At 35.3% G+C, this 25,474-nt stretch carries 29 protein-coding genes and 1 pseudogene; 9 read left to right on the top strand and 21 right to left on the bottom strand.

The features are described from left to right. Window positions 1–369: 369 nt before the first annotated feature. Entirely contained in the window at window positions 370–1,560 is a 1,191-nt protein-coding gene (gene ylbJ / locus G5W_RS0114855; protein ID WP_081472476.1) for a sporulation integral membrane protein YlbJ, read from the top strand. Between the two features lie 97 nt (window positions 1,561–1,657). Here ylbJ and coaD read toward each other — a convergent pair whose 3' ends face one another. The 7 genes from coaD to G5W_RS0114890 form a co-directional block, all read right to left on the bottom strand. Further along, window positions 1,658–2,143, bottom strand: coding sequence for a pantetheine-phosphate adenylyltransferase (coaD, locus tag G5W_RS0114860; protein ID WP_010097885.1), 486 nt, complete (start codon window positions 2,141–2,143; stop codon window positions 1,658–1,660). 1 nt (window position 2,144) lies between these two features. Further along, window positions 2,145–2,717: a 16S rRNA (guanine(966)-N(2))-methyltransferase RsmD gene (gene rsmD, locus G5W_RS0114865; protein ID WP_010097887.1), complete on the bottom strand. Its 573-nt coding sequence runs from the start codon at window positions 2,715–2,717 to the stop codon at window positions 2,145–2,147. A gap of 362 nt (window positions 2,718–3,079) precedes the next feature. Continuing rightward, the gene (locus tag G5W_RS0114870; protein WP_010097889.1) at window positions 3,080–3,355 is read right to left on the bottom strand and encodes a YlbG family protein; all 276 of its coding nucleotides are present in this window, start codon (window positions 3,353–3,355) and stop codon (window positions 3,080–3,082) included. A 72-nt stretch (window positions 3,356–3,427) separates the two neighbouring features. Next, window positions 3,428–3,862, bottom strand: coding sequence for a YlbF/YmcA family competence regulator (locus G5W_RS0114875; RefSeq protein ID WP_010097891.1), 435 nt, complete (start codon window positions 3,860–3,862; stop codon window positions 3,428–3,430). A 56-nt stretch (window positions 3,863–3,918) separates the two neighbouring features. Then, window positions 3,919–4,152, bottom strand: a complete 234-nt coding sequence (locus G5W_RS0114880) for a YlbE-like family protein (protein WP_010097893.1) — start codon at window positions 4,150–4,152, stop codon at window positions 3,919–3,921. Window positions 4,153–4,160: 8 nt separating this feature from the next. Continuing rightward, the gene (ylbD, locus tag G5W_RS0114885; protein WP_010097894.1) at window positions 4,161–4,544 is read right to left on the bottom strand and encodes a YlbD family protein; all 384 of its coding nucleotides are present in this window, start codon (window positions 4,542–4,544) and stop codon (window positions 4,161–4,163) included. Window positions 4,545–4,774: 230 nt separating this feature from the next. Then, a complete protein-coding gene (locus G5W_RS0114890) occupies window positions 4,775–5,845 on the bottom strand; it encodes a CAP domain-containing protein (RefSeq protein ID WP_010097895.1) in 1,071 nt (356 codons plus the stop codon). A gap of 303 nt (window positions 5,846–6,148) precedes the next feature. On the opposite strand from G5W_RS0114890, the gene G5W_RS0114895 reads away from it, so the two are divergent. Both G5W_RS0114895 and ytvI read left to right on the top strand, forming a co-directional pair. After that, the gene (locus G5W_RS0114895) at window positions 6,149–6,517 is read left to right on the top strand and encodes a YugN family protein (protein WP_010097896.1); all 369 of its coding nucleotides are present in this window, start codon (window positions 6,149–6,151) and stop codon (window positions 6,515–6,517) included. Window positions 6,518–6,683: 166 nt separating this feature from the next. Continuing rightward, on the top strand, window positions 6,684–7,727 hold the full coding sequence (gene ytvI / locus G5W_RS0114900) for a sporulation integral membrane protein YtvI (RefSeq protein ID WP_010097897.1): 1,044 nt from the start codon (window positions 6,684–6,686) through the stop codon (window positions 7,725–7,727). 92 nt (window positions 7,728–7,819) lie between these two features. Here the strand turns inward: ytvI and G5W_RS0114905 are convergent, their stop codons facing one another. The 6 genes from G5W_RS0114905 to coxB all read right to left on the bottom strand — a co-directional run bounded on the left by G5W_RS0114905 (window position 7,820) and on the right by coxB (window position 13,398). Further along, window positions 7,820–8,275: a DUF420 domain-containing protein gene (locus G5W_RS0114905; RefSeq protein WP_010097898.1), complete on the bottom strand. Its 456-nt coding sequence runs from the start codon at window positions 8,273–8,275 to the stop codon at window positions 7,820–7,822. A 52-nt stretch (window positions 8,276–8,327) separates the two neighbouring features. After that, complete coding sequence (gene ctaG, locus G5W_RS0114910) at window positions 8,328–9,245, bottom strand: cytochrome c oxidase assembly factor CtaG (RefSeq protein WP_010097900.1); 918 nt, start codon at window positions 9,243–9,245, stop codon at window positions 8,328–8,330. A gap of 258 nt (window positions 9,246–9,503) precedes the next feature. Then, on the bottom strand, window positions 9,504–9,818 hold the full coding sequence (ctaF, locus tag G5W_RS0114915) for a cytochrome c oxidase subunit IVB (protein WP_010097901.1): 315 nt from the start codon (window positions 9,816–9,818) through the stop codon (window positions 9,504–9,506). Window positions 9,819–9,821: 3 nt separating this feature from the next. Continuing rightward, window positions 9,822–10,445 (bottom strand): cytochrome (ubi)quinol oxidase subunit III, encoded by a 624-nt coding sequence (locus tag G5W_RS0114920; RefSeq protein ID WP_010097903.1) that lies wholly within the window; start codon window positions 10,443–10,445, stop codon window positions 9,822–9,824. A 1-nt stretch (window position 10,446) separates the two neighbouring features. Next, the gene (gene ctaD, locus G5W_RS0114925; protein WP_010097905.1) at window positions 10,447–12,297 is read right to left on the bottom strand and encodes a cytochrome c oxidase subunit I; all 1,851 of its coding nucleotides are present in this window, start codon (window positions 12,295–12,297) and stop codon (window positions 10,447–10,449) included. A 48-nt stretch (window positions 12,298–12,345) separates the two neighbouring features. Next, on the bottom strand, window positions 12,346–13,398 hold the full coding sequence (coxB, locus tag G5W_RS0114930) for a cytochrome c oxidase subunit II (RefSeq protein ID WP_010097906.1): 1,053 nt from the start codon (window positions 13,396–13,398) through the stop codon (window positions 12,346–12,348). A gap of 876 nt (window positions 13,399–14,274) precedes the next feature. On the opposite strand from coxB, the gene G5W_RS0114935 reads away from it, so the two are divergent. Continuing rightward, window positions 14,275–15,237 carry a COX15/CtaA family protein gene (locus G5W_RS0114935; RefSeq protein ID WP_010097907.1) on the top strand — a complete coding sequence of 321 codons (963 nt, stop codon included), beginning with the start codon at window positions 14,275–14,277 and terminating at the stop codon, window positions 15,235–15,237. Window positions 15,238–15,284: 47 nt separating this feature from the next. Here the strand turns inward: G5W_RS0114935 and pyc are convergent, their stop codons facing one another. The 3 genes and pseudogenes from pyc to G5W_RS0114950 form a co-directional block, all read right to left on the bottom strand. Continuing rightward, complete coding sequence (pyc, locus tag G5W_RS0114940) at window positions 15,285–18,725, bottom strand: pyruvate carboxylase (RefSeq protein WP_010097908.1); 3,441 nt, start codon at window positions 18,723–18,725, stop codon at window positions 15,285–15,287. Next, a pseudogene (gene ftsW, locus G5W_RS22380) lies at window positions 18,713–19,896 on the bottom strand (putative lipid II flippase FtsW). The gene pyc and the pseudogene ftsW overlap by 13 nt, the downstream one beginning before the upstream one ends. A gap of 139 nt (window positions 19,897–20,035) precedes the next feature. Further along, the gene (locus G5W_RS0114950) at window positions 20,036–20,317 is read right to left on the bottom strand and encodes an Fpa/YlaN family protein (RefSeq protein WP_010097913.1); all 282 of its coding nucleotides are present in this window, start codon (window positions 20,315–20,317) and stop codon (window positions 20,036–20,038) included. Window positions 20,318–20,539: 222 nt separating this feature from the next. On the opposite strand from G5W_RS0114950, the gene G5W_RS0114955 reads away from it, so the two are divergent. After that, window positions 20,540–21,022, top strand: coding sequence for a hypothetical protein (locus G5W_RS0114955; RefSeq protein ID WP_010097915.1), 483 nt, complete (start codon window positions 20,540–20,542; stop codon window positions 21,020–21,022). 178 nt (window positions 21,023–21,200) lie between these two features. Continuing rightward, on the top strand, window positions 21,201–21,824 hold the full coding sequence (locus G5W_RS0114960) for a YhcN/YlaJ family sporulation lipoprotein (protein WP_010097917.1): 624 nt from the start codon (window positions 21,201–21,203) through the stop codon (window positions 21,822–21,824). 49 nt (window positions 21,825–21,873) lie between these two features. Here the strand turns inward: G5W_RS0114960 and G5W_RS0114965 are convergent, their stop codons facing one another. After that, complete coding sequence (locus tag G5W_RS0114965; protein WP_010097919.1) at window positions 21,874–22,125, bottom strand: hypothetical protein; 252 nt, start codon at window positions 22,123–22,125, stop codon at window positions 21,874–21,876. A gap of 103 nt (window positions 22,126–22,228) precedes the next feature. Here G5W_RS0114965 and G5W_RS0114970 point away from each other — a divergent pair, with 103 nt between their 5' ends. Beyond that, on the top strand, window positions 22,229–22,432 hold the full coding sequence (locus tag G5W_RS0114970; protein ID WP_010097921.1) for a YlaI family protein: 204 nt from the start codon (window positions 22,229–22,231) through the stop codon (window positions 22,430–22,432). Between the two features lie 49 nt (window positions 22,433–22,481). On the opposite strand, the gene G5W_RS0114975 is transcribed toward G5W_RS0114970, so the two are convergent. After that, window positions 22,482–22,796 (bottom strand): YlaH-like family protein, encoded by a 315-nt coding sequence (locus G5W_RS0114975; RefSeq protein ID WP_010097923.1) that lies wholly within the window; start codon window positions 22,794–22,796, stop codon window positions 22,482–22,484. 199 nt (window positions 22,797–22,995) lie between these two features. On the opposite strand from G5W_RS0114975, the gene G5W_RS0114980 reads away from it, so the two are divergent. Further along, window positions 22,996–23,178 carry a DUF5325 family protein gene (locus tag G5W_RS0114980; protein ID WP_010097925.1) on the top strand — a complete coding sequence of 61 codons (183 nt, stop codon included), beginning with the start codon at window positions 22,996–22,998 and terminating at the stop codon, window positions 23,176–23,178. 1 nt (window position 23,179) lies between these two features. On the opposite strand, the gene G5W_RS0114985 is transcribed toward G5W_RS0114980, so the two are convergent. Both G5W_RS0114985 and G5W_RS0114990 read right to left on the bottom strand, forming a co-directional pair. Continuing rightward, window positions 23,180–23,989, bottom strand: a complete 810-nt coding sequence (locus G5W_RS0114985) for an inositol monophosphatase family protein (protein ID WP_010097927.1) — start codon at window positions 23,987–23,989, stop codon at window positions 23,180–23,182. Between the two features lie 116 nt (window positions 23,990–24,105). Beyond that, entirely contained in the window at window positions 24,106–24,297 is a 192-nt protein-coding gene (locus tag G5W_RS0114990; RefSeq protein WP_010097929.1) for a hypothetical protein, read from the bottom strand. Window positions 24,298–24,545: 248 nt separating this feature from the next. Here G5W_RS0114990 and G5W_RS0114995 point away from each other — a divergent pair, with 248 nt between their 5' ends. Continuing rightward, complete coding sequence (locus G5W_RS0114995; protein ID WP_010097932.1) at window positions 24,546–25,163, top strand: YktB family protein; 618 nt, start codon at window positions 24,546–24,548, stop codon at window positions 25,161–25,163. A gap of 40 nt (window positions 25,164–25,203) precedes the next feature. On the opposite strand, the gene G5W_RS0115000 is transcribed toward G5W_RS0114995, so the two are convergent. After that, on the bottom strand, window positions 25,204–25,473 hold the full coding sequence (locus G5W_RS0115000) for a UPF0223 family protein (protein WP_010097934.1): 270 nt from the start codon (window positions 25,471–25,473) through the stop codon (window positions 25,204–25,206). Window position 25,474: the final 1 nt, after the last annotated feature.

Here is a 25,474-nt window from a genome sequence, read left to right on the forward strand (position 1 = left end):
AACTATTGGGTTTAGTGCATCGGCTCCTCCTGGCTTTTGGATATAGTACGGTAATTGGTAAGTAGAGAGAAAAAATGCTATTACAATGGCAGCAAGTACTGATAGAACTTGTCCTTTTGAAAATTTCATGAAGAGACCCCTTTCGTTACAGCATTTTAGGCCGTTATATTACCTATTCCAGTAAAAACTTCATCATGCAAAAAGTGTATGGCATATTCAGGCAATGTATGTGCGTATATTGGTATAGATATTCATTTTCGTCTTTTTGACATTACAATAACAAACTAGTTTTATTTTACTACTATCCAAAAATAAGTACAGTTATGCAGAGTACGTAGGAGGCAGTCTTTTGAAGCAAATTATAAAAACATTCATGTTTGCAACAATTACGATTTTTTCGCATTTACTTTAATTAAATATCCTAATGATGCACTTGAAGCTAGCATACGGGGGATTGATATGTGGTGGGAGGTTGTTTTTCCTTCCTTACTCCCTTTTTTCATTACAGCAGAATTATTATTGAGTTTTGGAGTGGTAAAATTTTTGGGAGTAATGTTTGAACCAATTATGCGTCCATTATTTAATGTTCCTGGTGTCGGTAGTTTTGCCTGGATTATGGGAATGGTTAGTGGTTACCCAACAGGTGCCAAAATTTCCGTGCGCTTAAGGGAGCAAAATCAAATCTCTCAAATTGAGGCAGAGCGTCTTGTAGCATTTACTAATTCATCTAGTCCTTTATTTATATTTGGTGCGATATCTGTAGGGTTTTTTCATGATTCTAGACTTGGTATCTTACTTGCAACTGCACACTATGTAGGAAATGCAATTACAGGTATTTGTATGCGATTTTATGGAAGAAAAGTGGATAAGCCTAAGAGAAAAGAGAAAAGAAACGTATCGCTTAAAAGAGCATTTCACGAAATGCATCATACCCGTATGGAGGACAAGCGACCATTTGGGGAAATCATGGGAGATGCCGTTATTAACTCGATAAAAACCCTAGTGATGGTAGGCGGATTTATCATATTATTTTCGGTATTAAATAAGATGCTATTCTTAATTGGAATTACACCACTGATCGCCTCCGCATTCCAAAATATTTTCCAGTTCTTGTTCATCCCGATAGAATTAGCATTACCCTTTATTTCTGGTCTTTTTGAGATAACATTAGGTGCCAACATGATTTCAAAAGAAAATATGGATCCTTTTCTTGCTAGTGTTATATTAGTAAGCTTCATCCTTGGTTTTAATGGTTTTTCCATACAAGCTCAAGTGGCAAGCATTATCTCAAAACAGAACATTCGATTCTATCCCTATTTCCTAGCGCGGATATTACACGGATTTATCGCTAGTATTTTAGCAATCTTACTTTATAAACCGCTCTATTTAGATAGAAAGGAAACAGATATTGTAGATATGCCTGTTACTATCCCTGTTCAGAACTCGGAATGGACAAACATTCTATTGTTATTCGAGCAATACGGGCCAATCATTACGATAGCAACATTCGGTATCGGTATTACCATTCTATATCATCGTATGAAAACAAATATAAAATAACCAAAAACTACCACATTCCTAATGTTTTTGGAAATGTGGTAGTTTTTCACATAGAGTAACCATTATCTAGATTAAAGCTCCTATAATCCAACAATTTTCATCTATTTCTATATTTATTCTTTAATGCTTCAGCAACAATAACAGGAACTAGGTCCGTAACATCCGCCTTATACTTGGCAACTTCCTTTACAATACTTGAACTTAAGAAGGAATATTGGTTATTGGTCATCATGAATAATGTTTCAATTGTTGAATCTAATTTACGGTTCATCGATGTAATTTGCATTTCATATTCAAAATCACTTACCGCTCTAAGCCCTCTTAGAATAACCTGAGCATTTTTTTCTTCAGCATAATCAATTAATAACCCATCACTTGCATCTACCTTTACATTTGAAAGGTGCTTTGTAGATACTTTAATTAATTCCATTCGCTCTTCCACGGTAAATAATGGTGATTTAGATTGATTATTAAATACCGCAACAATGACCTCATCAAATATTTTGGAACCTCTCTCAATAATATCCAAATGTCCAAAAGTAATTGGGTCAAAACTCCCTGGACAAATTGCTAGTCTTGCCATTTCAGCACCCCTCTATTGATTGACCTTTTTTATAAATGGTAATTCCGATTGTACCCCCGTAATGCACTCTTTTGACAACAGACAAATCAGCTACTGTATCTAATAAATTTTCTTTTGCATCATGTTCACAATAAATAATTCCATCATCATTTACGAGCTTCTCTTTTACGATTATTTCTAATATCTCTAGATAATTAATTTTACCATATGGAGGGTCAATAAAGATTAAATCAAACGTAAGACCTCTTTTTGCTGCTGCAGATAGGGCTCGAAAAGCATCGGCACGAAAAATTTCTACTTGTCCCTCTAATTTAAGAGTGGTTATATTCTCACGAATGGTCTGAATTGCCTTTGGATGCTTGTCCACAAATACACAGGAATCAATTCCTCGACTTAAGGCTTCAACCCCTAATGAACCGCTTCCCGCAAATAAATCTAATGCAATCCCACCTTCAAAAAAAGGACCTAACATTTGAAAAACTGCTTCCTTAACTTTATCCGTAGTTGGTCTTGTATTACTTCCTGGAACAGCTTTAAGTTGACGACCTTTATGTATTCCAGCTACAACTCGCATATTCTCACCTCTAGTCACTCACTCGTAACAATCCTACCATAAAGAAAAATGAATATGAAACAGAAAATATTTTTTTCTAAAAAAATTGTCTAGGAGGTATATATATTTCACCTTTGTACATAATAGCTTAATGGAACAGCTAATGCGTAGCTTGGTTGTTTCAAACACGGAGAAGACTTACACTTCCCCATAAGTTCTCCTCCGGTTTCTCCTCTCCCTTTGCCTTTTTGTTTTCTAGCAAGAAAACAAAGGGACCTGCAGAATTATTTCTGCAGGTTTTTTTATATCGTTTAATAGGAGCTCAAATCTTCACGAAAGTATGCAAAAACCAAAAACCTTCGCGATTTAGAACCGCGAAGGTGTTATATTCCCATTTTATAGTCATATTGTTTCGCCTTATCTGGCTTAGCATTCTCATACTCAGTCCGTATAAACGGTTTATATGAACGATCTACCCGTGAGATAAACGGATATTTCAATAGCTTCTTTTCCATTTCTTCCACTTCAGATTGGTCAACATACATAACAGCATACTTCAACTTCCTAGATGTATAAAGAATGTTTCCCAATCGTTTAAGTTGCTTTATATTCTTTGAATGTTGATACCAAACAATAATCCCTTGTCTCTTAGTTCTCATAAAAATCCTCACAATTTCTATCGTTTTGAAATAGTTTATCAGAATATAAGCTCTATTACAATCATGGTAAATTTATGAGGCTTTACATCCACAGCCTCCACCACTGCCACATCCACTATCCGATAGGGCTGCTCCGTCAAGCGGCACTTTTATTTGAGTACTCACGCTATTAGCAATATATTGACTAATCTCGTCTAATAAGCTCTGGAAATTTCGTTCAGCTATTTTAAAAGCTGCAACTTTATCATGTAAATCTAGGGCACGTTTACGAGTACGGACCTGTTTCATAATTTCAGAGTAATCAGGATGATATCTACCAAATCTCTGTACATCTTCATATTGATCTTTAACAGCATTAAATTCTTTTATCAGCTGTTGAGCTTCTCTATCATTATATAATTCTTCTTTAGCATTTCGATATGCTTCATAGACCTCAGAGTTAAGTACCATTTTACCTAGCATTTCAGAGTGGTCTAATATATTCACATATTCTAGGGTAGCTATCATTTAAATATTCACCTCCACCACTAGTTTATCACTAATCTGGCGAAAATGAAAAACAATTAATCTTTCATCATTTCTGTAAATTGTAAAAGCATGCTAAGCATTTGGACATTATTTCCAACCTTTTCTACTTTTTGTGAAAGAGTCTTACCATAATACCGCTTTGCTTCTTTCTCCATCTCCGTAATACGTAAAGGATCTCTACTGAGGTAGCGATACCATATTGGATTAAAGCGGATAAAATTAATTAGATCTGGTCTAGTAGTCAGAAACTGACGAAGTTCTTGATTCATCGCAATCACTAATCCCTAAACCAACCAAATGGGGGGCGTTCTTGTTGAGGATTTCCTCTTTTATTCCCTTGGAATTGATCTAATAGCTCTTGAACGGTAGCAATAGTCCCACTCAGTTGGTGAACTTGTTTTTGTACTTTATTGATGTCAACATTTTCAAAATAGCGCATCATTTGACCCAATAACTCATTCTTTTGGTCATTACTTGACTCTGATCCAACATGCTCATCCTTATACTCATCCCAAAAAGCATCTTCCTCACCTAGTAATAGCCATTTCTCATAGTATTCTTGCCAAGATCTACCCGTTTTTCTCAATTCCTTTCTAAGTTTGGGATGTTGATTAATAAACTCACGAAATTGTCGCACTGTTGGATGTAACTCACTGCTCATACTAATCACCCCTTTACGATATCTGTTACCATAACGTAGTATATTCTATGCTTTTTAGAAAATCTCTGTGCATTTTACCTAACAATATATGACACCTTTACATAGAAGATTCATTACTCGAACGTAATAGCTGTCTCTCTCATCCCCTTTCATAAATACATGAAATTAATTTCATACAAAAAACACACTTCTGCCACATTCCAACATTAGTGTGCTTTGTCAGGTGTTTTCTAAAAAGGCTTTGTTAAGAAATTTTGTGTATAGTAAAGCCGATAGACACCAACGCCAAGGTGAGTATAATCCGAATTTAATAATGCTTCCCGGTGTCCTTTACTGTTAAGCCAACCTTCTACAGCTGCAGGTGCATCGATATATTGAGCGGCGATATTTTCTCCTGCTGAAAAATAAGCGATATCTTTTGCTTCAAGACGTTCCTTTAGGCCATTCCCGTTTGGACTGTAGTGAGAAAAGTAATTTTTATCAGCCATGTCTTTACTATGCAAGAATGCAACCTCACTAACGTTATCCTCCCAAGACAAAGTCTTCCGGTCAAAGCTATGACGAATGACATTTGTTATATCAAATATTTGCTGTTCCATTCCATGCTCTATTTCATCCCATTCCTTTTGGGTCAGATTTGGCCCTTCTGGAAGTTTCCCTCGATACCTTAATCCGTATGGCCGCTGAGTCAATAATACATCTCCAGTCATGATACGAACCGAGGACAGTTTATCAGTGAAAGTGTCAAAATAGACCTGAAGAAATAGATTATCTGATAGCTTTACTAAGGGACGCATTTCCATATCCTTTTCATCTAATAAAAAGGTATAACTAGAAATTCCATTTGAGTACGTTACTTCTTCCGTAAATTCAAGCTCTTTTTCCACACTTTTATAACTATCCCCTACAGAAAAAGGTTGAATTTGAATATCTTTACCGGTTGCATAAATGGTTTCGATTTTATCCTCTTTAACGCCAAATTGAATATACTGTGTTTGCTTGTTAGTATACACCCACCACGTATAACCATAACTACTCTGGTCCTTGCGAATTGGCTCCCCTAGTTCCTCCACTAACTCATTCGTATTTTTTCCGATCCACTGATAAATCTCACCTTGAAATTTTTGATTTTTGATGATATTTTCTGGTACAGTCTTTTCCATTAGCTCATTTTTCTTTTGAGATATTATATGACTGATACTATCAATTGCCTCATCTGGCTCTAGTTGATTCTTCTCCAATACATAAAAAGTTACTAGTGCAATTATGACAAAAAGTACAAAACCTTTTATAATTCGCATTCCCAAAACTCCCTCTATTACGTTTTATAGTAAAACTATATGATTTACTATAATAGAAAATACATGAAACCCATAAAAAACTAGTGCACTATCCTAATTTATTTCAACTTCTCTAGTAAATTATACTCTTCCATCCTTCCTTTTTATATCAGAATAGTTTTGATCGTATAAATGCTAAGTTATTTTATGGAATAAAAATGACATATTAGAGAGGCAATTCACCAAAAATTTCCCATTTTCATTGCAACTTATGCTAATTAATACTATTATTAGGTTAGTGAGCAAAAATGTGAGGTGTATAAAATGAAATTTGAAAACTTAGGAATTGAAGATACAGTAGTTGATATTAAACCATTAGATTTATTGATGGGAAATCATGCATTCATTCGTGCTGGACAGTGGGATTATGAACGCGTAACATATGACTACAAGATTGGTTCCAATGAAAAAAACATTACATACTATATCCGTATTCAAGGATATGCAATTGAAGGCGAAGTCGATCGCAAAGATGCAGTTATTAAACTACTTCCACCATTACTTGGTAAACATTACTATCCACACGGTGTAGAGTATGGTGAAGATGAAAACATCCCGGGGAATATTATAGAACGTGCAACAAAAATACTTGAAAAAGTCAGTGCAGATTTAAAAGAATTCAAAGCTGAGTAATAAATACATGAGCCAACTATTCTATTCGTAAATAGTTGGCTCTTTTCTCATTTCATGTAACGTTACGTTCAACCATACTATGAAAGTCCTATTCAATAGGCATATTTCGTGTATTATTTTGTATAAATAATACAAATTTCTGTTTAATTGGAAAGGAGCAACCTTTTTGTTACGAAAAGTAATAGGTTTCATTTTAGTAGTTTTACTATTACTAGTAGGTTATTATTTGCTTTCCCTATCAATTCCTCTAGTAATTGCATTATTAACAGCATTGGCGCTAAATCCCCTCATTCGACTATGTCAAAATCGATTAAAGCTTACTAGAAAGGTTTCAGTCATTATTGTATTTTTATTATTCTTATTTGTCGTTGGTATTGCTGGAACTTTCCTGATCACAAAGTCAGTAGCACAGGCAATCAACTTTGCAGAAAATGTTCCTTCGCACATCAATAACATCAATCGAATATATGGTGAATGGGAAGATAAAATGATTGCTTATGGCAAAGATTTACCCGATGAATTCGTTGACTCTGTAACACATAGCTTCGATACATATATTAATCAGCTAACCATCTTACTGAAAGAGAAATTAACAATAAGTAAGATTGCAGGGATATTTTCACAAATTCCGCAATATATTGTAAGCATTCTTGTATACTTGATTGCATTATTTATGTTTATGCTAGAATTACCAATCCTTAGAAAAAAAGTTTATCTCATTTTCACAAAAGAAACTGCCAAAAAAGTAGCATTTATGAACAGTCGAATCAAAAATGTTATTGTTGGATTTTTTAAGGCGCAATTCCTTGTTAGTTTACTAATTTTTGCAGCATCATTAATTGGGTTATTTATTATTGCCCCAGAGGTTGCACTTATCATGTCATTAATTATTTGGATTATTGATATTATCCCGATTATTGGCTCAATCATTATACTTGGACCATGGGCATTAATTATGTTTATGGCAGGAAATGTCCAACTAGGTATCGAGTTATCGATTCTAGCAATTATACTGTTAGCTATTAGAAGAACTGTAGAACCAAAAGTAATGGGGAAACATATGGGATTATCTCCTTTAGCCACGCTGATTTCAATGTTTTTAGGGCTTAAGATATTCGGATTATTAGGCTTTATTATTGGGCCACTACTCGTCATCATTTACACTTCGGCAAGGGAAGCTGAAATCATAAAACTAAATATAAAATTGTAACTATATGTATGTTATAAAAAATCCGAACTACCATCGAAATTGTAATTCTTTTCGAGTGTAGTTCGGATTTTTAGATTTAGTTAAGATTAAGATTATGTACCTAAAATAGCTTTTATTAAACTGGTAGTTTGACCGCCATCAAACAATACATAAAGTAATAAGTACACTGCAATTCCAGTAATAGCAGAACCAAACCAAATAATAGATGTAATTGGTCCAATTTTTCGGTGTTTGGAGATTTTCCGTTTAAATGCTAAATATAACGTTACCAAACCAAAAACTGCACCTGTAGTTGCTAATGTAATATGAAAGATTAGAAAAATAGTGTAATATATTTCTAATTCTTCTGGACCACCAAAACTTGTATTCCCCATAAAAATAGTACGTGACATATAAATTGTAAAGAAAATTAAAGCACTAATTGCAGCAGCAATCATCGTCTTCTTATGTAGTTTTGGTCGATCTGTTGCGATAAAACGCCATCCAAATGCAACTAATACCGCACTTAAAAAAATAAAAAATGTACTAATCGTTGGTAAAATTGCCATATCACTATTCCCCTTCCTAAAACTAAGAAGGAGGAGGACTTAGACCCTCCTCCTAATTCGTATCATGACTATTGGTTGCTGGTAAAGGATCAATTTTTAATGTTTCTGGGCTAAACCAAGCATAGAACACTTTTGCAAGTATAACACCATAGGAGATTTCTTGCATTATCTTCATAATAACTCCCCCAAGCTGCTGATCTTCTAACGTACTCATTGAAGAGAACATTTCCGGACCAGAAATGGCAAAGGTAGATGTTAGCCCATTTAACACATCACTAGGCACACATAAAGCAAGAGCCTGGATCCAAGCACCAGTAGAGCTATATGCAGCAAATAATGGTACATCAGAAAAAATAATTAGAACACAAGCTGGCGTTATAAGTACACTATTTCCAAAGATATAAAATATCTTCCACAGTGGTTGCTTGATCTGTTCAAATTCCTTAACCGGTGACATAATTGGAAACCAAACCAAGAATCCAAATATTAATAGTAACACATGAAAAGATGTATGGAAAACTGGTGATGATTTCGTTAAATCAAAAATGGCTGGTAAATGATACAGTGAAAACAATCCATTAAATAAGATAATCGATATCAGCGGAATCGTAAGTACCTTTATAATTGGTCTTATAAATGGTCTAAGAAGTACTCTTTCCCAAATCCATACCGGAATACCCTTCACAATAAATATTGGAAAAATAATAAGGTATATTGCCATCTGAATCATATGAGCAGTAAGTGTAATATGAGTCAACAGATCAATAGGTGATCCTTTTACGATATATAAAAGGATTAGGCCACTATAGAAGAAAACTTGTTGTTTCGTAGTTGGTTTCTCTTCCACTCCAAATTTATGACGTAGTGGGCCTGTAATCAAGAAATATGTAACACCCAATGCTACTACAAATAAAAAGAAATACGGACTCCATAGCGCTCGAAATCCAAATAATTGTAAATTAAGCCACATGTGTTATTCACTCCATAGTTATCCAAGTCTTTAGCCTTAATTATAACCTAAATCAGTAATCAAAACACTGATAAACTGTGACAACTTTTTAAAGACTAATGAGATTGATAGGACAAATTTTTTAAATAAATTAACGCATTCGCTCGTCCTTTCATGAATGTGGTAGTCTTATTTATGCGGGTGAGAAAGGATGTTTTATTTTCCATCCTATTCCAAGCAAAAAATAAGGACCAGGGAAAGTCCCCGGTCCATTCATTTTTACCACCAAATGATTAAGCTCAGTGCTGCAACTGTTAGGACAGCAGCCCAAACTCCACCATAAATCATGACTGCAACCATTTCATGTCCTTTATCTTTCATATGCATGAAATAATAGAACTGAAATGCTACTTGCACAAGCGCTAATACTAATAGTAGTGGTATAGCAAGCATCTTACTCATCATACCTGAACCAACAATTAGGAATGCAATGATGGTAAAGATAATCATTGTGGCAAAGGTAATCAGTTGTTTTTTCATTTCTTCTTTATTTTGTTGTTTATGAAAATCATTGGTTTTGGTGTTATTTACCATGGATTAACCCACCTTCCCCATAAGGTATACCACTGTGAAAATGAATACCCATACAACATCGATAAAGTGCCAATATAAACTGAATGTGTTGAACTTTGGTGCATTATATAAGTTTAGTCCACGTTTCGCATTACGAATCATGATGGCAGATAACCAGCATAGACCAAATAATACGTGTCCACCATGGAATCCTACTAACGTATAGAATGCTGATCCAAAAGCAGAAGAACGGAATGTGAATCCATATTCATGAATGTAATGATAGAACTCATAAATCTCACAACCAAGGAATGCAATACCAAGTAATCCAGTAATTCCTAACCATAATTGCATTTTCTTAAAGTCGTTGTTTTTCATGTGATACATTGCATATACACTCGTTAATGAACTAGTTAATAATAACATCGTCATTAAGAATACTAATTCTAATCCAAATAACTCTTCTGATGTTGGACCATCAGCAGTCGAATTCTTCAAAGCCAGATATGTCCCAAAAAGGCTGGCAAATAGTACTGTTTCTCCACCTAGGAAAAACCATAACCCTAGAAACTTGTTCTTCCCTTCAAGCGTCGCTTTTTCGGGATTATGTGGCATTGTTTCTGGGTTTAAGGAATGATCGTGACTCATATTAGTCAGCCTCCTTTTCTAGCTCTTCTTTGGTGATATGATAACCATGGTCATCTTTCAATGAACGGATTAGCATACAGATTAGCGCAATCGCCATACCACCGAATAATAGGATATAAGCAAAATCAGTGTCAGTTTGGTAAATGAAACCAAATCCTGCTATAAAGAATCCTAGTGACATGATGAATGGTAATATCGAACCATTCGGCATATGAATATCACCAACTGGCTCAGCAGGTGTCATCTTACCATTACCTTCCATCTTCTCAATCCATAAAGCATCTAACCCACGTACTAGTGGAAGTTGCTTAAAGTTGTAATGTGGTACTGGTTGAGCAACTGCCCATTCTAATGTGCGACCATCCCACGGATCCTGTGGAGCTGGTTCTTCTTTAAGCCATGAGTAAATAGCATTGTAAAGAAATACTAATACACCAAATGTCATAAAGAATGCACCGATCGTACTAATAAAGTTCCCCATATCCAAACCTTGGTGTTCTAAGAATACCCAATAACGACGCGGCATACCCATTAGACCTAAGAAGTGCTGAATAAAGAATGTTAAATGGAATCCAATAAAGAATGTCCAGAATGCAAGCTTTCCTAATTTTTCATTCAGGATTCTTCTAAACATGATTGGCCACCAATAATGTAAAGCAGCCAAGATACCAAACACTACCCCACCAACGATTACGTAGTGGAAGTGTGCTACTACGAAATAACTATCATGGTATTGATAATCGGCTACAGATGTGGCAACCATTACCCCAGTCATTCCACCAATTGTAAACGAAGGGATGAATGCAAGTGACCATAACATCGCTGAATTGATAGTAATATTACCACCCCAAAGGGTTAGTAACCAGTTAAAGATTTTAATACCTGTTGGAACGGCAATTGCCATTGTAGCAATAGCGAAGATGGAGTTCGTAACAGGTCCCATACCAACGGTAAACATATGGTGAGCCCATACCATGAATCCTAAGAATGCGATAAGGATTGTAGCAAATACCATTGCTGTATAACCAAATAGACGCTTCTTAGCAAACGTAGCAAAAATCTCACTAAAGATACCGAATGCAGGTAAGATAAGAATGTACACTTCAGGGTGACCAAATATCCAGAATAAGTGCTGCCAGATAATGCTGTTACCACCTAAAGCTACATCAAAGAATGCTGAACCGAACATACGATCAAACATTAATAAGAATAAACCAACTGTTAAAGCTGGGAATGCAAATAGGATTAGTACACTAATGACAAATGTTGTCCATGAGAACAACGGCATACGCATGTATGTCATACCAGGTGCACGCATATTAACGATGGTAACTAGGAAGTTAATCCCCCCCATTAATGTTCCTGCACCAGAAATCTGTAATCCTAGAACGTAGTAATCCACACCATGTCCAGGAGATGAAGTAGATAATGGTGTATAAGCTGTCCAACCAGCATCAGGAGCACCAGTTATCCAACTCACGTTTAACATAATTCCCCCAAATAAGAATAACCAAAAACCTAATGCGTTCACAAAAGGAAACGCTACGTCACGTGCCCCGATTTGAAGAGGCATAATGGCATTCATCAATCCGAGTAGTAACGGCATGGCAGCGAAGAAAATCATAGTTGTACCATGCATCGTAATCATTTCATTGTATAAACCTGCAGAGATAAAATCATTCTCAGGCTTTATTAATTGAATTCGAATAAACAAAGCTTCTAATCCACCGAGAAGGAAAAAGAAACCACCACCATAAAGATATAGCTTACCTATTTTCTTATGGTCAACAGTTGTTAAGTAATCCCATAAAACGGCAGCGAAGCTTCTTTTCTGAGCAATTGCTGTACTCACAAAATAAACCTCCCTTTTCAATCTTCCAACCCTAATACTATCTAGTTATTAGTTACCTGCAGCTTCTGGTGTAATTTCAGAAGGGCTTAATTGTAATAGATACTCAGCAATGAGAGAAGCCTCTTCTTCATTTAGCTTAGGATAAGCATTAGTCATTTTGTTTCCAGGCTTCATTTTTTCTGGGTCTAAAAGCCATTTAACAATATTTTCTTTTGACATTTCTTCTGTACCAGCAAGCTTAGAGCGATCACCAAAGTTTGTTAGGTTCGGACCAATTGCAACTGGTGAAGAACCGATTGCGTGACAACCAATACAGTTATTCTCTTCAAATAATTCTCTACCTTGGACAGCTAAGTCAGACTCAGGCTCTGCTTCCGGATCGAAGTTTTGCATATCAGCAACCCACTGATCAAACTCTTCCTTACTAACTACTACGACTTTAAAGTCCATTAGTGAGTGTGAAGGTCCGCATAGCTCCGCACATTTACCCCAGTAAACACCTTCCTCATAAGCTTGGATATAAAGCGTATTTTCGTTTTCTGGGTTTACGTCCAGTTTACCTGATAGAGATGGTACCCAAAGTGAATGGATAACATCTGAAGAAATCATGTTTAAATATACTTTTTCTCCAACTGGAATATACAAGTCTTGACTTGTTTGAATTTCTTGGCCTTCATAATTAAAATGCCACCAGTATTGGTTTCCAGTTACTTCAACGTTTAATGAGTTACTAGCATCTGCCTCGTCTGCAAGGTCAAACGTATAAATCACTGTTGGTACTGCTATTACGATTAATAGTAAAATTGGAATAATAGTCCAAACAGTTTCTAATGTTTGGTTACCTTCAACTTGTTTTGGAATAAAATCTTCGCGCCCCTTTTTCTTACGGAACTTGATAAGCGCTAAAGTGAAAATTACCATTACAATTAGAAGAACGACAGACATTATAACAGTTGGTAAAATTATTAGATCAAAGGATTTTTCTGCACCATAGCCTTTCGGATCTAATGCTGTTAAGTTTTCCTTACCGCAGGCTGAAAGAAATACTGCTACTAAACCTAACAGGGATAACACCTTAAATTTTCCCATCCAACCTTTCATGTATTAATACCTCTCTTTCTATTTTTCCTTCCTTATATATAGTAATTCAGTAAGGATAAAAATTATTAATGGGAAAGCGATTACGTAATTAGCTTTTCTAATCCCATTAAGTTTCATAACTACCTTCACTTAAAATAACAATATTAATATGCCTTAATTAGCTCAAAATATTGTATATTAAAAGGAAAGTAATGTTCAAAAGGCAAGTAACCACTTCTAAACTTATAATTCTACAAATAATAACGCATGTTTGGTTGGTATATACATACCACTGTCTTTGTCTTTACCCCGTATATACAATAGCATCTCCCATTTCTTTGAGGAAGTTGTCTAAAGTTAACATCCTGCATATCCCCCCTTTAACCCCCAAAATAAAGGGACATAATTAAAGAAGCATACTTAGAAGTCTAGTACAAAATCTTAATTGTATTTAAAGTATGCTGCCCACCATGCTAATTGTATCACGGTTCAAACTTACAATCCATTTGCCTTTGCAGGAAAACACCGAAATATCGAGTAATAACTTCTGACAATTTTGTGAATTTTATGTACTAAACAAATAAAAGGCTAAGATCGCCTTCAATGGTTCATGCCAATATGTATTTGTTTTGTTCCTCTTCAGAAGTTTTCCCTCTAATATTTACAGTTTATCCCCTATACTATTTCTAGCAGACAATGATAAACTTTGCAAGGTTTTTTTATTATTTCCAAGGGTGCCTACATTAATTGTAGATAAACTTTAACAATTCTGTGTCATTTCAAATTTTACTTCTGAAATTAATTGCTTTCTATATAGAAAAGAGCTTATCATGGAGAATAGGATATTTAAAACAAATGTAGTTATCAACAAGAAATAAAGTGAGGATAATGATAGTTATGATTAAAACATTAAAATGGCTCTCTGTTCTTGCAACCATAGGAATGACTTTTGTTCTTATTGGTGGTGCTCTTGTAACCAAAACGGAGTCAGGAGATGGCTGTGGGGATAGTTGGCCACTTTGTAAAGGGGAAATAATACCATCAGAAATTGATATGGAATTAATTATCGAATTAAGCCATCGTCTAGTATCTGGTTCGGTTGGTATTATTGTACTCATTCTAGCATTTCTTGCATGGAAGCATATTGGTCATATAAGAGAAGTTAAGTTCCTTTCCCTAGTATCCATCTTCTTCCTTGTTCTACAAGGATTAATAGGAGCGGCGGCAGTAGTTTGGGGACAGTCTGATTTTGTACTTGCTGCACACTTCGGGATTTCTCTAATTTCATTTGCTTCAATCTTCTTATTAATGCTACTTATTTTCGAGATAGATCGAAAATTTGATGCGGATTCTTTATTTATAAAGAAAAAACACCGAATCGAAATATACATACTAACAACGTATACCTTAATAGTTGTATATACTGGGGCACTTGTACGCCATGTTAATGCTAACTTAGTCTGTGGTGACTGGCCGTTTTGCACAAATGCAGAACCACTTAATTTTGCCTCGTATAGTTTCGAACAATGGGTACAAATGGGACATCGACTAGCTGCAGGGTTATTATTTATTTGGACTTTTATATTATTTATTCGAATTGTAAAAGAGTATCGTCATAGTAAAATTATGGTTTGGGGTTGGGTAACCACTTTTTCATTAATATTGCTACAGGTTTTGTTTGGAGCGCTAATTATTTTTACATTACTTAACTTGGCAGTTGCATTAATGCACGCATTAGTCATCACTTGCTACTTTGGTATGTTAAGCTATTTCATTTTACTATCTACGAGAAGTGCTGTGATGGAACGGAAAAACCAAAAACCAATTGAGAGTGAATCAATCAGTTCTAGTATTAAATAAGTAAGAAGAGGCTACCATCTGGGTAGCCTCTTCTTATTACAACCTACTTATTCAAACTCAATTAACAGATCATTCACTTCAATTGCATCGCCATCTTGAACATGGATTGCTTTTATAACCCCAGAAAATGGAGCTTGTACAGTAGTTTCCATTTTCATTGCCTCTGTAATAACAAGTTGGTCCCCTTTTTCAACCTCTTGGCCTTTTTCACATTCCACTTTTAATACCATACCTGGCATTGTCGCACCAATATGCTTGGAATTATTCTTATCCGCTTTTAGCCTTTCCTTAATCTGTGTTTGAACATGATGATCACGGATAAAGACTTGACGCGCCTGACCATTTAATTCAAAATAAACGACTCTTGTTCCATCTTCTCTAGGCTCTGAAATCGAGATTAATTTTACGATGAGTGTCTTGCCTTGCTCGATCTCTACTTCTATTACTTCCCCAATCTTCATTCCATAGAAAAATGTTGGTGAGTCGAGTACGGAAACATCTCCATATTTCTCATAGAAATCATGATAATCTAAAAACACCTTTGGATATAGTGCATAAGAAATCATATCAAAGCTAGTCACTTGTCTATTTAATGTCTTAAATAAAGTCTCTTTTAGGTGATCCAGATTAACTGGGTCTAATAATTGACCAGGCCTAACAGTTATTGGATTTCTTCCCTTTAAAATGATTCGTTGAAGTTCTTTCGGAAACCCTTGATATGGTTGGCCGAGGAAACCACTTGCGAAGTCTACTACGGAATCTGGGAAATCAATAGTTTCTCCTTTTTCGTACACGTCATCTTCTGTTAAATTGTTTTGTACCATAAATAAAGCCATATCCCCAACTACCTTGGAAGAGGGAGTAACTTTCACGACATCACCGAACATATCATTTACTCTTCTGTACATGGCCTTAACTTCATCCCATCGTTCACCTAATCCAACCGCTTTTGCTTGCTGTCTTAAATTACTATATTGGCCACCCGGCATTTCGTGCTCATAAATTTCGGTATGAGGTGCTTTCATACCACTTTCAAATTCTCGGTAGTACTCTCTTACACCTTCCCAGTAGTAACCTAATTTTTCATAGTTTTGAATATCAATGCTTGGTTGTCTCTCGGTACCTTCTAATGCATGATATAACGTTTGGGCACTTGGTTGCGAGGTCAATCCTGCCATAGGACCATTAGCAACATCTACTACATCAACACCAGCTTCTATTGCGCGGGCATACATGTATATACCATTTCCGCTGGTATCGTGTGTGTGTAAATGAATCGGTATGTCTACTGCCTCTTTTAACTCGGTAATCAAACGGTAAGCAGCTTCAGGCTTTAATAAGCCTGCCATATCTTTAATACCTAGAATATGTGCGCCTGATTGCTCCAACTCTTTTGCTAGGTTCTTATAGTAATTTAAATCGTATTTCGTACGGTTCTTATCTAAAATATCTCCTGTGTAACACATAGCAACTTCAGCAATCTTATTATTATCTCTTACAGATTGAATAGCAGGTCTCATACCCTCCACCCAGTTTAAACTGTCAAAAATACGAAAGACGTCGATGCCAGCATCCGCACTCTTCTCTACAAATTCTTGAATCAGATTGTCTGGATAGTTTTTATACCCAACTGCATTACTCGCTCTTAATAACATTTGCAATAAAACATTAGGCATTTTTTTTCGAAGCGTTAACAATCTTTCCCATGGATCCTCTTTTAAGAAACGGTATGCCACATCAAATGTCGCACCACCCCACATTTCGACTGAAAACAGATTCGGAAGAAGTTTTGAAGTAGGCTCAGCAATTTTCTCCAAATCTTTTGTTCGAATTCGAGTTGCCAGTAAGGATTGATGGGCATCTCTAAAGGTTGTATCCGTCAGAAGTACTTCCTTTTGCTCCTTTAACCAGTTAGCCAATCCTTCTGGTCCTTTTTGATCTAGTATCTGTTTTGTTCCAGATTGTAATTGCAGATGATCTACATTTGGAACAACAGGAATATCAAATGTTGGTTTAGTCGTGTTACTAATCCCCTCAAACCCATTTACAGTTGTTTCCCCAATGAACGTTAACATTTTCGTACCACGATCTTTACGTTTAGGGAATACAAATAACTCCGGTGTTTCATCTATAAAAGTAGTATTATACTCACCAGTAATAAACTGGTTATGAAGCATTACATTTTCCAAGAAAGGAATATTGGTTTTGATTCCTCGAATACGAAATTCTTTTAGATTGCGCACCATCTTTTGGGCGGCCTGCTCGAATGTTAATGCCCAAGTCGAAACCTTCACTAGTAAAGAATCATAGTGCGGCGTTATTTCGGCCCCCTGGAACCCATTTCCAGCATCTAGCCTCACACCAAATCCTCCACCAGTACGGTAAGCCATAATTTTACCCGTATCCGGCATAAAGTTATTTAAAGGGTCCTCCGTTGTTACTCTCGATTGGATAGCGTAACCTTGAGTCGAAATCTTATCTTGTTCCGGTATACCTATAGATGGATCGTGAATATTCTGACCATCAGCAATTTTGATTTGAGTTTGAACAATATCTACACCAGTTATAAGTTCCGTAATCGTATGCTCTACTTGTACACGAGGGTTAACCTCAATAAAGTAAAAATCATTATCTTTCACTAAAAATTCTACGGTACCAGCATTTAAATAGTCTACATTCTTCATAAGCTGTACTGCAGCATCACATATTCTTTCGCGTAAATCGTCCGCTAAAGAAAGACTTGGAGCAACCTCGACTAACTTCTGATGTCTCCGTTGTATCGAACAGTCCCTCTCATACAAATGCACAATGTTCCCAAACTGATCTCCAATAATTTGAACTTCTATATGCTTCGGGTGCTCAATTAATTTTTCCACATACACTTCATCATTACCGAATGCCGCTTTTGCTTCCGACTTAGCACGATCATAACTATCTCGAACGTTTAGTGGACTCCTTACGATACGCATCCCTCGGCCTCCACCGCCTAAAGATGCTTTAATGATAATCGGATAGCCATATTTTTCACCAAAAGCCTCCACTTCTTCAACAGAAGATACTGGCCCATCACTCCCTGGAATAACAGGTAATCCTGCTTGGATGGCTTGACTTCTTGCTCTTACTTTATCTCCAAACATATGTAAATGTTCAGAAGTTGGACCAATAAAAATGAGGCCCTCTTCTTCACAACGTCTAGCAAATTCTATATTCTCAGATAAAAATCCATAGCCTGGGTGAATCGCATCTACCCCAACTCTTTTCGCAATTTCTAATATGCCTTCTATGTCTAAATAAGCATCAATTGGTTTTTTACCTTCTCCAACTAAATAAGATTCATCTGCCTTATATCGATGATAAGAACCTAAATCCTCTTTAGAATAAATGGCAACTGTACGAATATTTAATTCCGTACATGCGCGGAAAACACGAATTGCTATTTCTCCACGGTTAGCTACTAAAACCTTTTTTATCTTATTTAACTTGACCATGTTTTTCCTCCTTTAATAAAACTATTATTCGGAATTTCATTATTAGTAACAGGTGTTGGTCCCTGTTCCTTCTTTTTAACAGTCATCGCAATATTATTCAATATCCCCATTGAAATTAGTAGGATTAATAAGGATGAGCCACCATAACTGACAAATGGTAATGTCACTCCGGTAATTGGCAAGATACCACTAGCTGAACCCAAATTAATAAAAGCTTGTATCCCAACCATTGAAGATATTCCGATAGCGAGTAGTGCGCCGAAAGTGTCTTCACACTTCCTAGAGATGTATATACCTCGTAAGACAATGATAGCAAGAGAACCTATGACAATAAATACTCCGATAAAACCAAGTTCCTCCGCAATTACCGCCATAATAAAATCTGTATGTGGGCCAAATAAATATCCTAGTTTTTGCACACCTTGTCCAAGACCTTCACCAGTTAACCCTCCTACACCAATGGCTACATAGGACTGTATTAATTGGTAACCGTCATCCTTTGGTGATTCAAATGGTGCATAAGCTCCCGTAAAACGACTAATTCGCTCATCAGTAATCATACTAGGGATAGCAATAGCAACTAATAATAATCCTATTGCTACTAATAAAAATAAATGCTTAAATCGAATCCCAGAACTAAATATTACAGAACAAGCAATTAAAAAGATAATCGAAGCAGTACCAATATCTGGTTGTGCTATAATTAACGCGAGTATAATAGCCGTTAAAATTAGGGGAGGTAAAACCCCTCTATTAAAATTATCTATGTAGGCTTGCTTTTTCGAGTAAACGGAAGCTAGATACATGATAATCCCTAGCTTTGCAAATTCGGACGGCTGCAAGTTTAGTGGGCCAAGATTGATCCAGGATTTTGCGTTCCCTGCAGAATACCCAAAAATTCTAACTGCAATTAATAATATAATGATACCTAAAATTATTATTTTTATTAGTTTTTGATATTTTTGTAAGGAAAAAACGTGCAAAATAGAAATCCGACAAAGCCGATACTAAACCATTGTAATTGCCTAATTAAATAGTAATTACTCTCTCGATCTTCTACAACTACAGCTAATACCATACTAGCACTATAAATCATTACTATTCCAAATCCGCTTAATATTAATGGTGTAATTAATAGCGTAAAATCATAATCCTTTAGTTTGCGTATCATCTTGTCCCTCTCCAATATACCTGACTAGCATCAATTTTATATCTGTTAAACAATGAATTAAACAAAAAAACCTTGCCATTTCATATGCAGGCAAAGTTTTTTTCACAAAAATTCTGTGAACCGTGTAAGATGCATGGTCCTATCCTGATTTTTGTGCTGCTTCATGAAGTATATTTAGCTGCCTCTCTAGATTTTCAAGAAGTGCTTTTCCTTCATCCTCATTAATTAAGTTTAATCTAACTGCAAAATCTATTTCCCTAGAAAGACCAAACATTTGCGTATCTAAAACTTCTTCATATAATGGACATTGCGGCATCATTAAATTATCAATTTGCACTTCAATTAACCGCAAAATTTTATCAGCATCAGCCTTTAGAAGGGCATAGGCTTTTTCACGATGATCAATCGTTACCTCAGGCATTGAAATATCCCCTCCACCAAAAACAAACCTCTTTTATAAGCTTGTTTTCTTCTTCTTTGATCAATCTTTTCCTCTAATATTATATTATCTCTTACCATTATAAAATGCAAATTATTATTCCAATACTATCTATAAAATATAGAAAAAAACTTTCTATTTTAAATTCATGTATATCTCTGATATTCTAAATGAGTAATACTTATTTTTGAAAGGTGGAAAAACATGATAGTTCCAATACTAGGAAACGTAGCATACCAGATAACAATGGACCCTACTGTATGGATTTTTGATGACCGTAAAATAATTCTAGAAGAAGCATTTTTAGAGACAGTTGAACAAGATACAAGTGACGAACTACAGTACGCTGCTCAAAGATGGGAACGAGCGATAAGTCGACAAGAAAAGCCTCCAGTAAATCAAAGCATTAAAAAACATGAGCGCGAGAATATCCTCATGTACTCCTATGTGATGCCAATCAATGACTTCCTGAACCATGCAGAAATTATTGATGGTGCAGAACAGGCGGTACTAGTCACAGATTCTGGTGAGGTTACAATACCTATCTCTGAGCTATATAATAGCTACCTTCTATTTGCAAAAGATGGGAAACCACTAAAAGAAAATGGTCCTGTTCACCTATTATATAAGGACGGTTCAAATCAAGATAATCCTATCAAAGGTATAAACAAAATCATGATAAAGTAAATACATTTAATCAAACGAACTTTGATATGCCATTCTAGCCAATTAGAATCATAAAACAGTTCGTTTTTTGTATTCTTACTACTTTGAAAACGGAACTTCTGTATAATTTAGCCTCTAATACTCAAAATAACATTAAAAGCGATTGCCTATACCCCGCTAATAGTAGGAGGAGTGTTAGATGTTTATACGTACCATAGGTATTGTAACATTATGCTTAGTTTTTCTTATCGGTTGCTCTGATAACAACAATGAGGAAGATCACGCACTACCATCAGAGCAAAAAAATACAGATAATCGAATTGTTAATGTGAAAAACTCATCTTCTAATCAAAACAGAGAATTGTCTAATGAAGAAATCGCAGATCATTTAGCTCATATTGCTGGAGATGTTCCACAGGTTAATGATGCAGTAGCCATTGTAGTTGGCCCATATGCTGTTGTTGGTATTGATGTCGATAAGCAATTGGACCGTTCACGTGTTGGCACTATAAAGTATTCAGTCCTAGAGGCTCTTCAACATGATCCTTACGGAAGAACAGCAGTCGTAGTTGCTGATGGAGATATAATGGAAAGAATTCGAGGTATGAATGATAAAATAAGCCAAGGTCATCCAATTCAAGGAATACTTGATGAGGTAGCTGCCATCGTTGCTAGGTACATGCCTGACTTTCCGATTCCAGAGGAACAACCGGAACAACCAGATCAAAATAAAGAAATCATAAATGATGAAAAAGAAAAGCAACAAATGGATGATATCGTAGATGATCAATCAAAAAATAACAAAGAAAAAAGAGAAGAGTAGAACTTACTCCCCATTATAAAGAGGTATCCAGTAAAGGATACCTCTTTTATTATTCATCTGCCTTTATATTATTATAATATTGAACTCCAAATTGAGAACCTTCCGACACCATTTTCGCATTCTCTAATTGATCTAGTTCTAAATCATCAACCTGATCCGGTTTACCTGCATTAGAGAATGTCAAGTCTACTTCCAAATCTCTCGGCTCAGTCGTAGGACCATGATTATTACTTTTTTTAGTTCCCAATAAATAACCTGCGATCCCTAGTCCTATCGCGGAAACGACATATCTTTTTTTCATTATATCACCCTTTCTATCCTTTACTTTAATGTACCTCTAGTAGATAGAAATTAAACATCTATGATATAGTAGTTATAATAGAGACCGATTTAGAGGTGGTATGATGCAGGTTAAATGCGTTATTTGTGATGTGGTCGAAGAGATAGAAGATTACTCACTACAAGCTAAAAGATTAAGAAATCGTAAAATTCATATGTATTTATGCCAAAATTGCAATGATCGAATAAAAGAAAACACGTTAAAACGACACGCAACTGGAAAGTTTCAATTATATGAGGAAAAAAAGAAAGTAGATGAATTAATCTAATAACAATAGAGGAGTGTTTGGGGTGCACCTCAAACACTCCTCTATTTTATTAATTGCTTTGTTTAGCTTTTCGTTGAAAATATAATCTCATTCGGTAGATGGCTAAGACTAAACAAATGATTACTAAACTCTCGGTCATTGGTAAAGGGTTCCCACCTGTAGCTACAGACCATACGATAAATAACAGATAAAGTACAAAAATTCCAATTGCTAATAGAATATAAACAATGATTGATTTTAAAATGGGTAACTTTTTTGCAAAACCTAGTTTATAAGCAATCGCTGCTAAAATAAAATTGAGTGGATATAAGATGTTGAATAACTGCTCAACCCCATATTGCTCCATGATAAATTGATAAACCATTGTAATCCCCCATTATGTAAGTTCAAAGTCTATCATACTAAATTTACATAAAACTTGCTAGTATTTGATTATTAGCTCCAACCATTATCCAGATCATTACGAAACTACCTAGCTCGATTCTAACAAAAGTTTTATAAAAACTTTGAACAGTATAAGAAAAAGTTTTATACTAAAAGTACATATGAGGGAGTGACATGAAATGAAGAATCTGAATATACCAGCTTTTCTACTAGCAACGTTAGTCATTATAATGTTTATTGGAGTTGGGTTTGCTATCGCTTTGCGCAGTATCTGGCTAATATTATTATTTATTGCTTTAGGCTTTGGAATTATGGGAACAGGAATTGCAAATAAAAAGAAAAAAAGTGGCTCACAAGCGTGAGTCACTTCCTTCCTTTCGATATAAAGTCTTTTATAATACGTTTATGTATGTCTGGGTGGCCAACAAATACCGAATTCCTTGTTAACAAATTGATTGGCTCTCCATCAATTGTAGTTGTTACACCACCAACTTCATCCACGAGTATCATTCCAGCTGCAACATCCCAGGGAGATAAACTCATCGTTAAATACCCCTCTAAAACTCCTTCTGCCACAAAAGCAAATTCTAGCGCAGCAGAACCATAAGTACGAGATCCTCTAGCCGTTTTAACCAGATCTTGCATGATCTTCTCATCCACTAATCGATTCTCACATAACCATAAGTGATTTAATCCAATAACGGATTCTTCTAGGACGAGACCTTTTTCTAATGGCATAAGAGCTTTACCATTCTTAAATGCCCCTTCCCCTCTTTTAGCATAGTACAGCACATCTTCCATAACATTATAGATGAGTCCAATCTCTCCTATACCATCATGATATATACCTATTGATATAGCGAAGTTTCGTTTTTGTTGAACAAAATTCATGGTCCCATCAATCGGGTCAATAATCCAAATCGTCCCTTCTAGTGAAGGAATTTCGTCCCCAAAACCTTCTTCAGAGAGTAATAAGTGATCTGGATAAGTGGATTTAATTTTTTCAACAAAAAATCTTTCTGTATCTTTGTCCATCGTAGTAACTAAATCATTAGGATTCGATTTTGTGTCTATTTCTAATGGGTCATCAATCTTTTGTCTAATGATGTTTCCCGCTTCTAATATCCATTTTTTTGCGTTACCAAATACATCTTTCTTTCTAGAGTTTTTCATGTATAATGCCTCCAATTCTATTCTTATCATAGCAAAATATTGTGCGGTAGTCATATATAAACAAATAAGGATGCCTCTTAGAATCTCTATTCTGAGACACCCTTATTTGATTATTATTATTTCTCAAGTAAGTCTAATAGTTTTCGGCGTAGTACTGTTAGTTTTTCTTTGGACTTTATAATTTGAACTTTATCATTTTCTTTAAGTGCATCAGCAAGTGTTAATAATTCATAATCAATTTCCATACGGATAACGGGAATCTTTTCTTTTTCTTCTTGTCTTTTAACTTCTTCTATAATATATTTCAAAAGTCACACATCCTTTCAAACATTTTTATGTTCATTTTTGAGCTCATTACACGTATTCATTGTATGGACTTATTCAATATACTGTTGTGTTGTCCAAGTTTTCATGAACATTTACTCTGTTTTCTTTATATATATGACTTTTTTCGAATTTCGTTAAAAATATTAAAGGAAGTAATGACTTGACTAGTTTATATTAAGTCGCTCATAATAATAAATATAATTAAATTAACTTGGAAGGTGTTTTGAATATGACTATCACAGGATTTACCCAATCAGACTTTAACACATTCAATATCGATGGACTAGATGCCCGGATGGAAGCAATCCAATCTAGAATTCAACCTAAATTTAAAGAAATTGGACAAGAATTAACCAATTATCTTTCTTCCAAGCTTGGCAATGAGTTGTATTTACATATTGCTAAACACGCGAGAAGAACGGTTAATCCTCCTAAAGATACCTGGCTTGCAATATCACACAATAACCGTGGATATAAAAAACACCCACATTTCCAAGTGGGGTTATTTGATGATCATTTGTTTATATGGCTTGCATGTATATATGAATTGGACCATAAAACTGCTATTGCCAAAAAGTTTCTTTCTCATTTTGACCAGTTTGATAATTTAGATGGAGAATATGTTGTCTCATTAGACCATATGAAAAAGGAATCTCTTCCTTTAGAGGAACTTGAAAAGAGACATTTAGAACGATTTCGTGACGTTAAGAAGGCCGAATTTCTTATTGGGAAGCACTTATCACCTGATGATAATCTAGTTTCTGATGGAGATGAGTTAGTAAGTTTTATTAAGGAGACATTCGATCAATTAATCCCATTCTATCGTCTGGCTTTAGACGCATCTTAAGTAATAAGGGCATAACCTTAATAAGGTTATGCCCTTATTACTATTTCATTTTTATAACACTGCTTTGGCTTTCTTTTGCCTTTTTTACCGTATGATAACCTGAATAACCAGAGTCCCGTTCAAATTCAGCAAAGTATTTCTTTTCCTCGCTTTTAGATGGAACCACTTGTTTAAATTTACGATATCCCGCTAACAATATATCGCGGTCAATTCCCTGTTCATATGCTTTTTCTACCAACGTAAAGAATTGAACGACATTGACAATTTCTTCTTTTGACCAACTTACATCAAAGGGATAAGAATAATTCATA

Source organism: Ornithinibacillus scapharcae TW25 (assembly GCF_000190475.1).
Taxonomy (GTDB): Bacteria; Bacillota; Bacilli; order Bacillales; family Amphibacillaceae; genus Ornithinibacillus; species Ornithinibacillus scapharcae.

Coding starts and splice junctions, on each gene's coding strand:
- ylbD (WP_010097894.1), bottom strand. CDS start 4,544: ATGAGCAGTGAGTTACATCCAACAGTGCGACAATTTCGTGAGTTTATT.
- G5W_RS0114870 (WP_010097889.1), bottom strand. CDS start 3,355: ATGAGAACTAAGAGACAAGGGATTATTGTTTGGTATCAACATTCAAAG.
- G5W_RS0114920 (WP_010097903.1), bottom strand. CDS start 10,445: ATGAGTCACGATCATTCCTTAAACCCAGAAACAATGCCACATAATCCC.
- G5W_RS0114975 (WP_010097923.1), bottom strand. CDS start 22,796: ATGGTTTATCAATTTATCATGGAGCAATATGGGGTTGAGCAGTTATTC.
- ctaG (WP_010097900.1), bottom strand. CDS start 9,245: ATGTGGCTTAATTTACAATTATTTGGATTTCGAGCGCTATGGAGTCCG.
- G5W_RS0114980 (WP_010097925.1), top strand. CDS start 22,996: ATGAAGAATCTGAATATACCAGCTTTTCTACTAGCAACGTTAGTCATT.
- G5W_RS0114995 (WP_010097932.1), top strand. CDS start 24,546: ATGACTATCACAGGATTTACCCAATCAGACTTTAACACATTCAATATC.
- G5W_RS0114970 (WP_010097921.1), top strand. CDS start 22,229: ATGCAGGTTAAATGCGTTATTTGTGATGTGGTCGAAGAGATAGAAGAT.
- G5W_RS0114895 (WP_010097896.1), top strand. CDS start 6,149: ATGAAATTTGAAAACTTAGGAATTGAAGATACAGTAGTTGATATTAAA.
- G5W_RS0114950 (WP_010097913.1), bottom strand. CDS start 20,317: ATGCCTGAGGTAACGATTGATCATCGTGAAAAAGCCTATGCCCTTCTA.
- coxB (WP_010097906.1), bottom strand. CDS start 13,398: ATGAAAGGTTGGATGGGAAAATTTAAGGTGTTATCCCTGTTAGGTTTA.
- G5W_RS0114875 (WP_010097891.1), bottom strand. CDS start 3,862: ATGATAGCTACCCTAGAATATGTGAATATATTAGACCACTCTGAAATG.
- G5W_RS0114890 (WP_010097895.1), bottom strand. CDS start 5,845: ATGCGAATTATAAAAGGTTTTGTACTTTTTGTCATAATTGCACTAGTA.
- G5W_RS0114965 (WP_010097919.1), bottom strand. CDS start 22,125: ATGAAAAAAAGATATGTCGTTTCCGCGATAGGACTAGGGATCGCAGGT.
- pyc (WP_010097908.1), bottom strand. CDS start 18,725: ATGGTCAAGTTAAATAAGATAAAAAAGGTTTTAGTAGCTAACCGTGGA.
- coaD (WP_010097885.1), bottom strand. CDS start 2,143: ATGGCAAGACTAGCAATTTGTCCAGGGAGTTTTGACCCAATTACTTTT.
- G5W_RS0114880 (WP_010097893.1), bottom strand. CDS start 4,152: ATGAATCAAGAACTTCGTCAGTTTCTGACTACTAGACCAGATCTAATT.
- G5W_RS0115000 (WP_010097934.1), bottom strand. CDS start 25,473: ATGAATTATTCTTATCCCTTTGATGTAAGTTGGTCAAAAGAAGAAATT.
- G5W_RS0114935 (WP_010097907.1), top strand. CDS start 14,275: ATGATTAAAACATTAAAATGGCTCTCTGTTCTTGCAACCATAGGAATG.
- G5W_RS0114955 (WP_010097915.1), top strand. CDS start 20,540: ATGATAGTTCCAATACTAGGAAACGTAGCATACCAGATAACAATGGAC.
- G5W_RS0114985 (WP_010097927.1), bottom strand. CDS start 23,989: ATGAAAAACTCTAGAAAGAAAGATGTATTTGGTAACGCAAAAAAATGG.
- ctaF (WP_010097901.1), bottom strand. CDS start 9,818: ATGGTAAATAACACCAAAACCAATGATTTTCATAAACAACAAAATAAA.
- rsmD (WP_010097887.1), bottom strand. CDS start 2,717: ATGCGAGTTGTAGCTGGAATACATAAAGGTCGTCAACTTAAAGCTGTT.
- G5W_RS0114905 (WP_010097898.1), bottom strand. CDS start 8,275: ATGGCAATTTTACCAACGATTAGTACATTTTTTATTTTTTTAAGTGCG.
- G5W_RS0114960 (WP_010097917.1), top strand. CDS start 21,201: ATGTTTATACGTACCATAGGTATTGTAACATTATGCTTAGTTTTTCTT.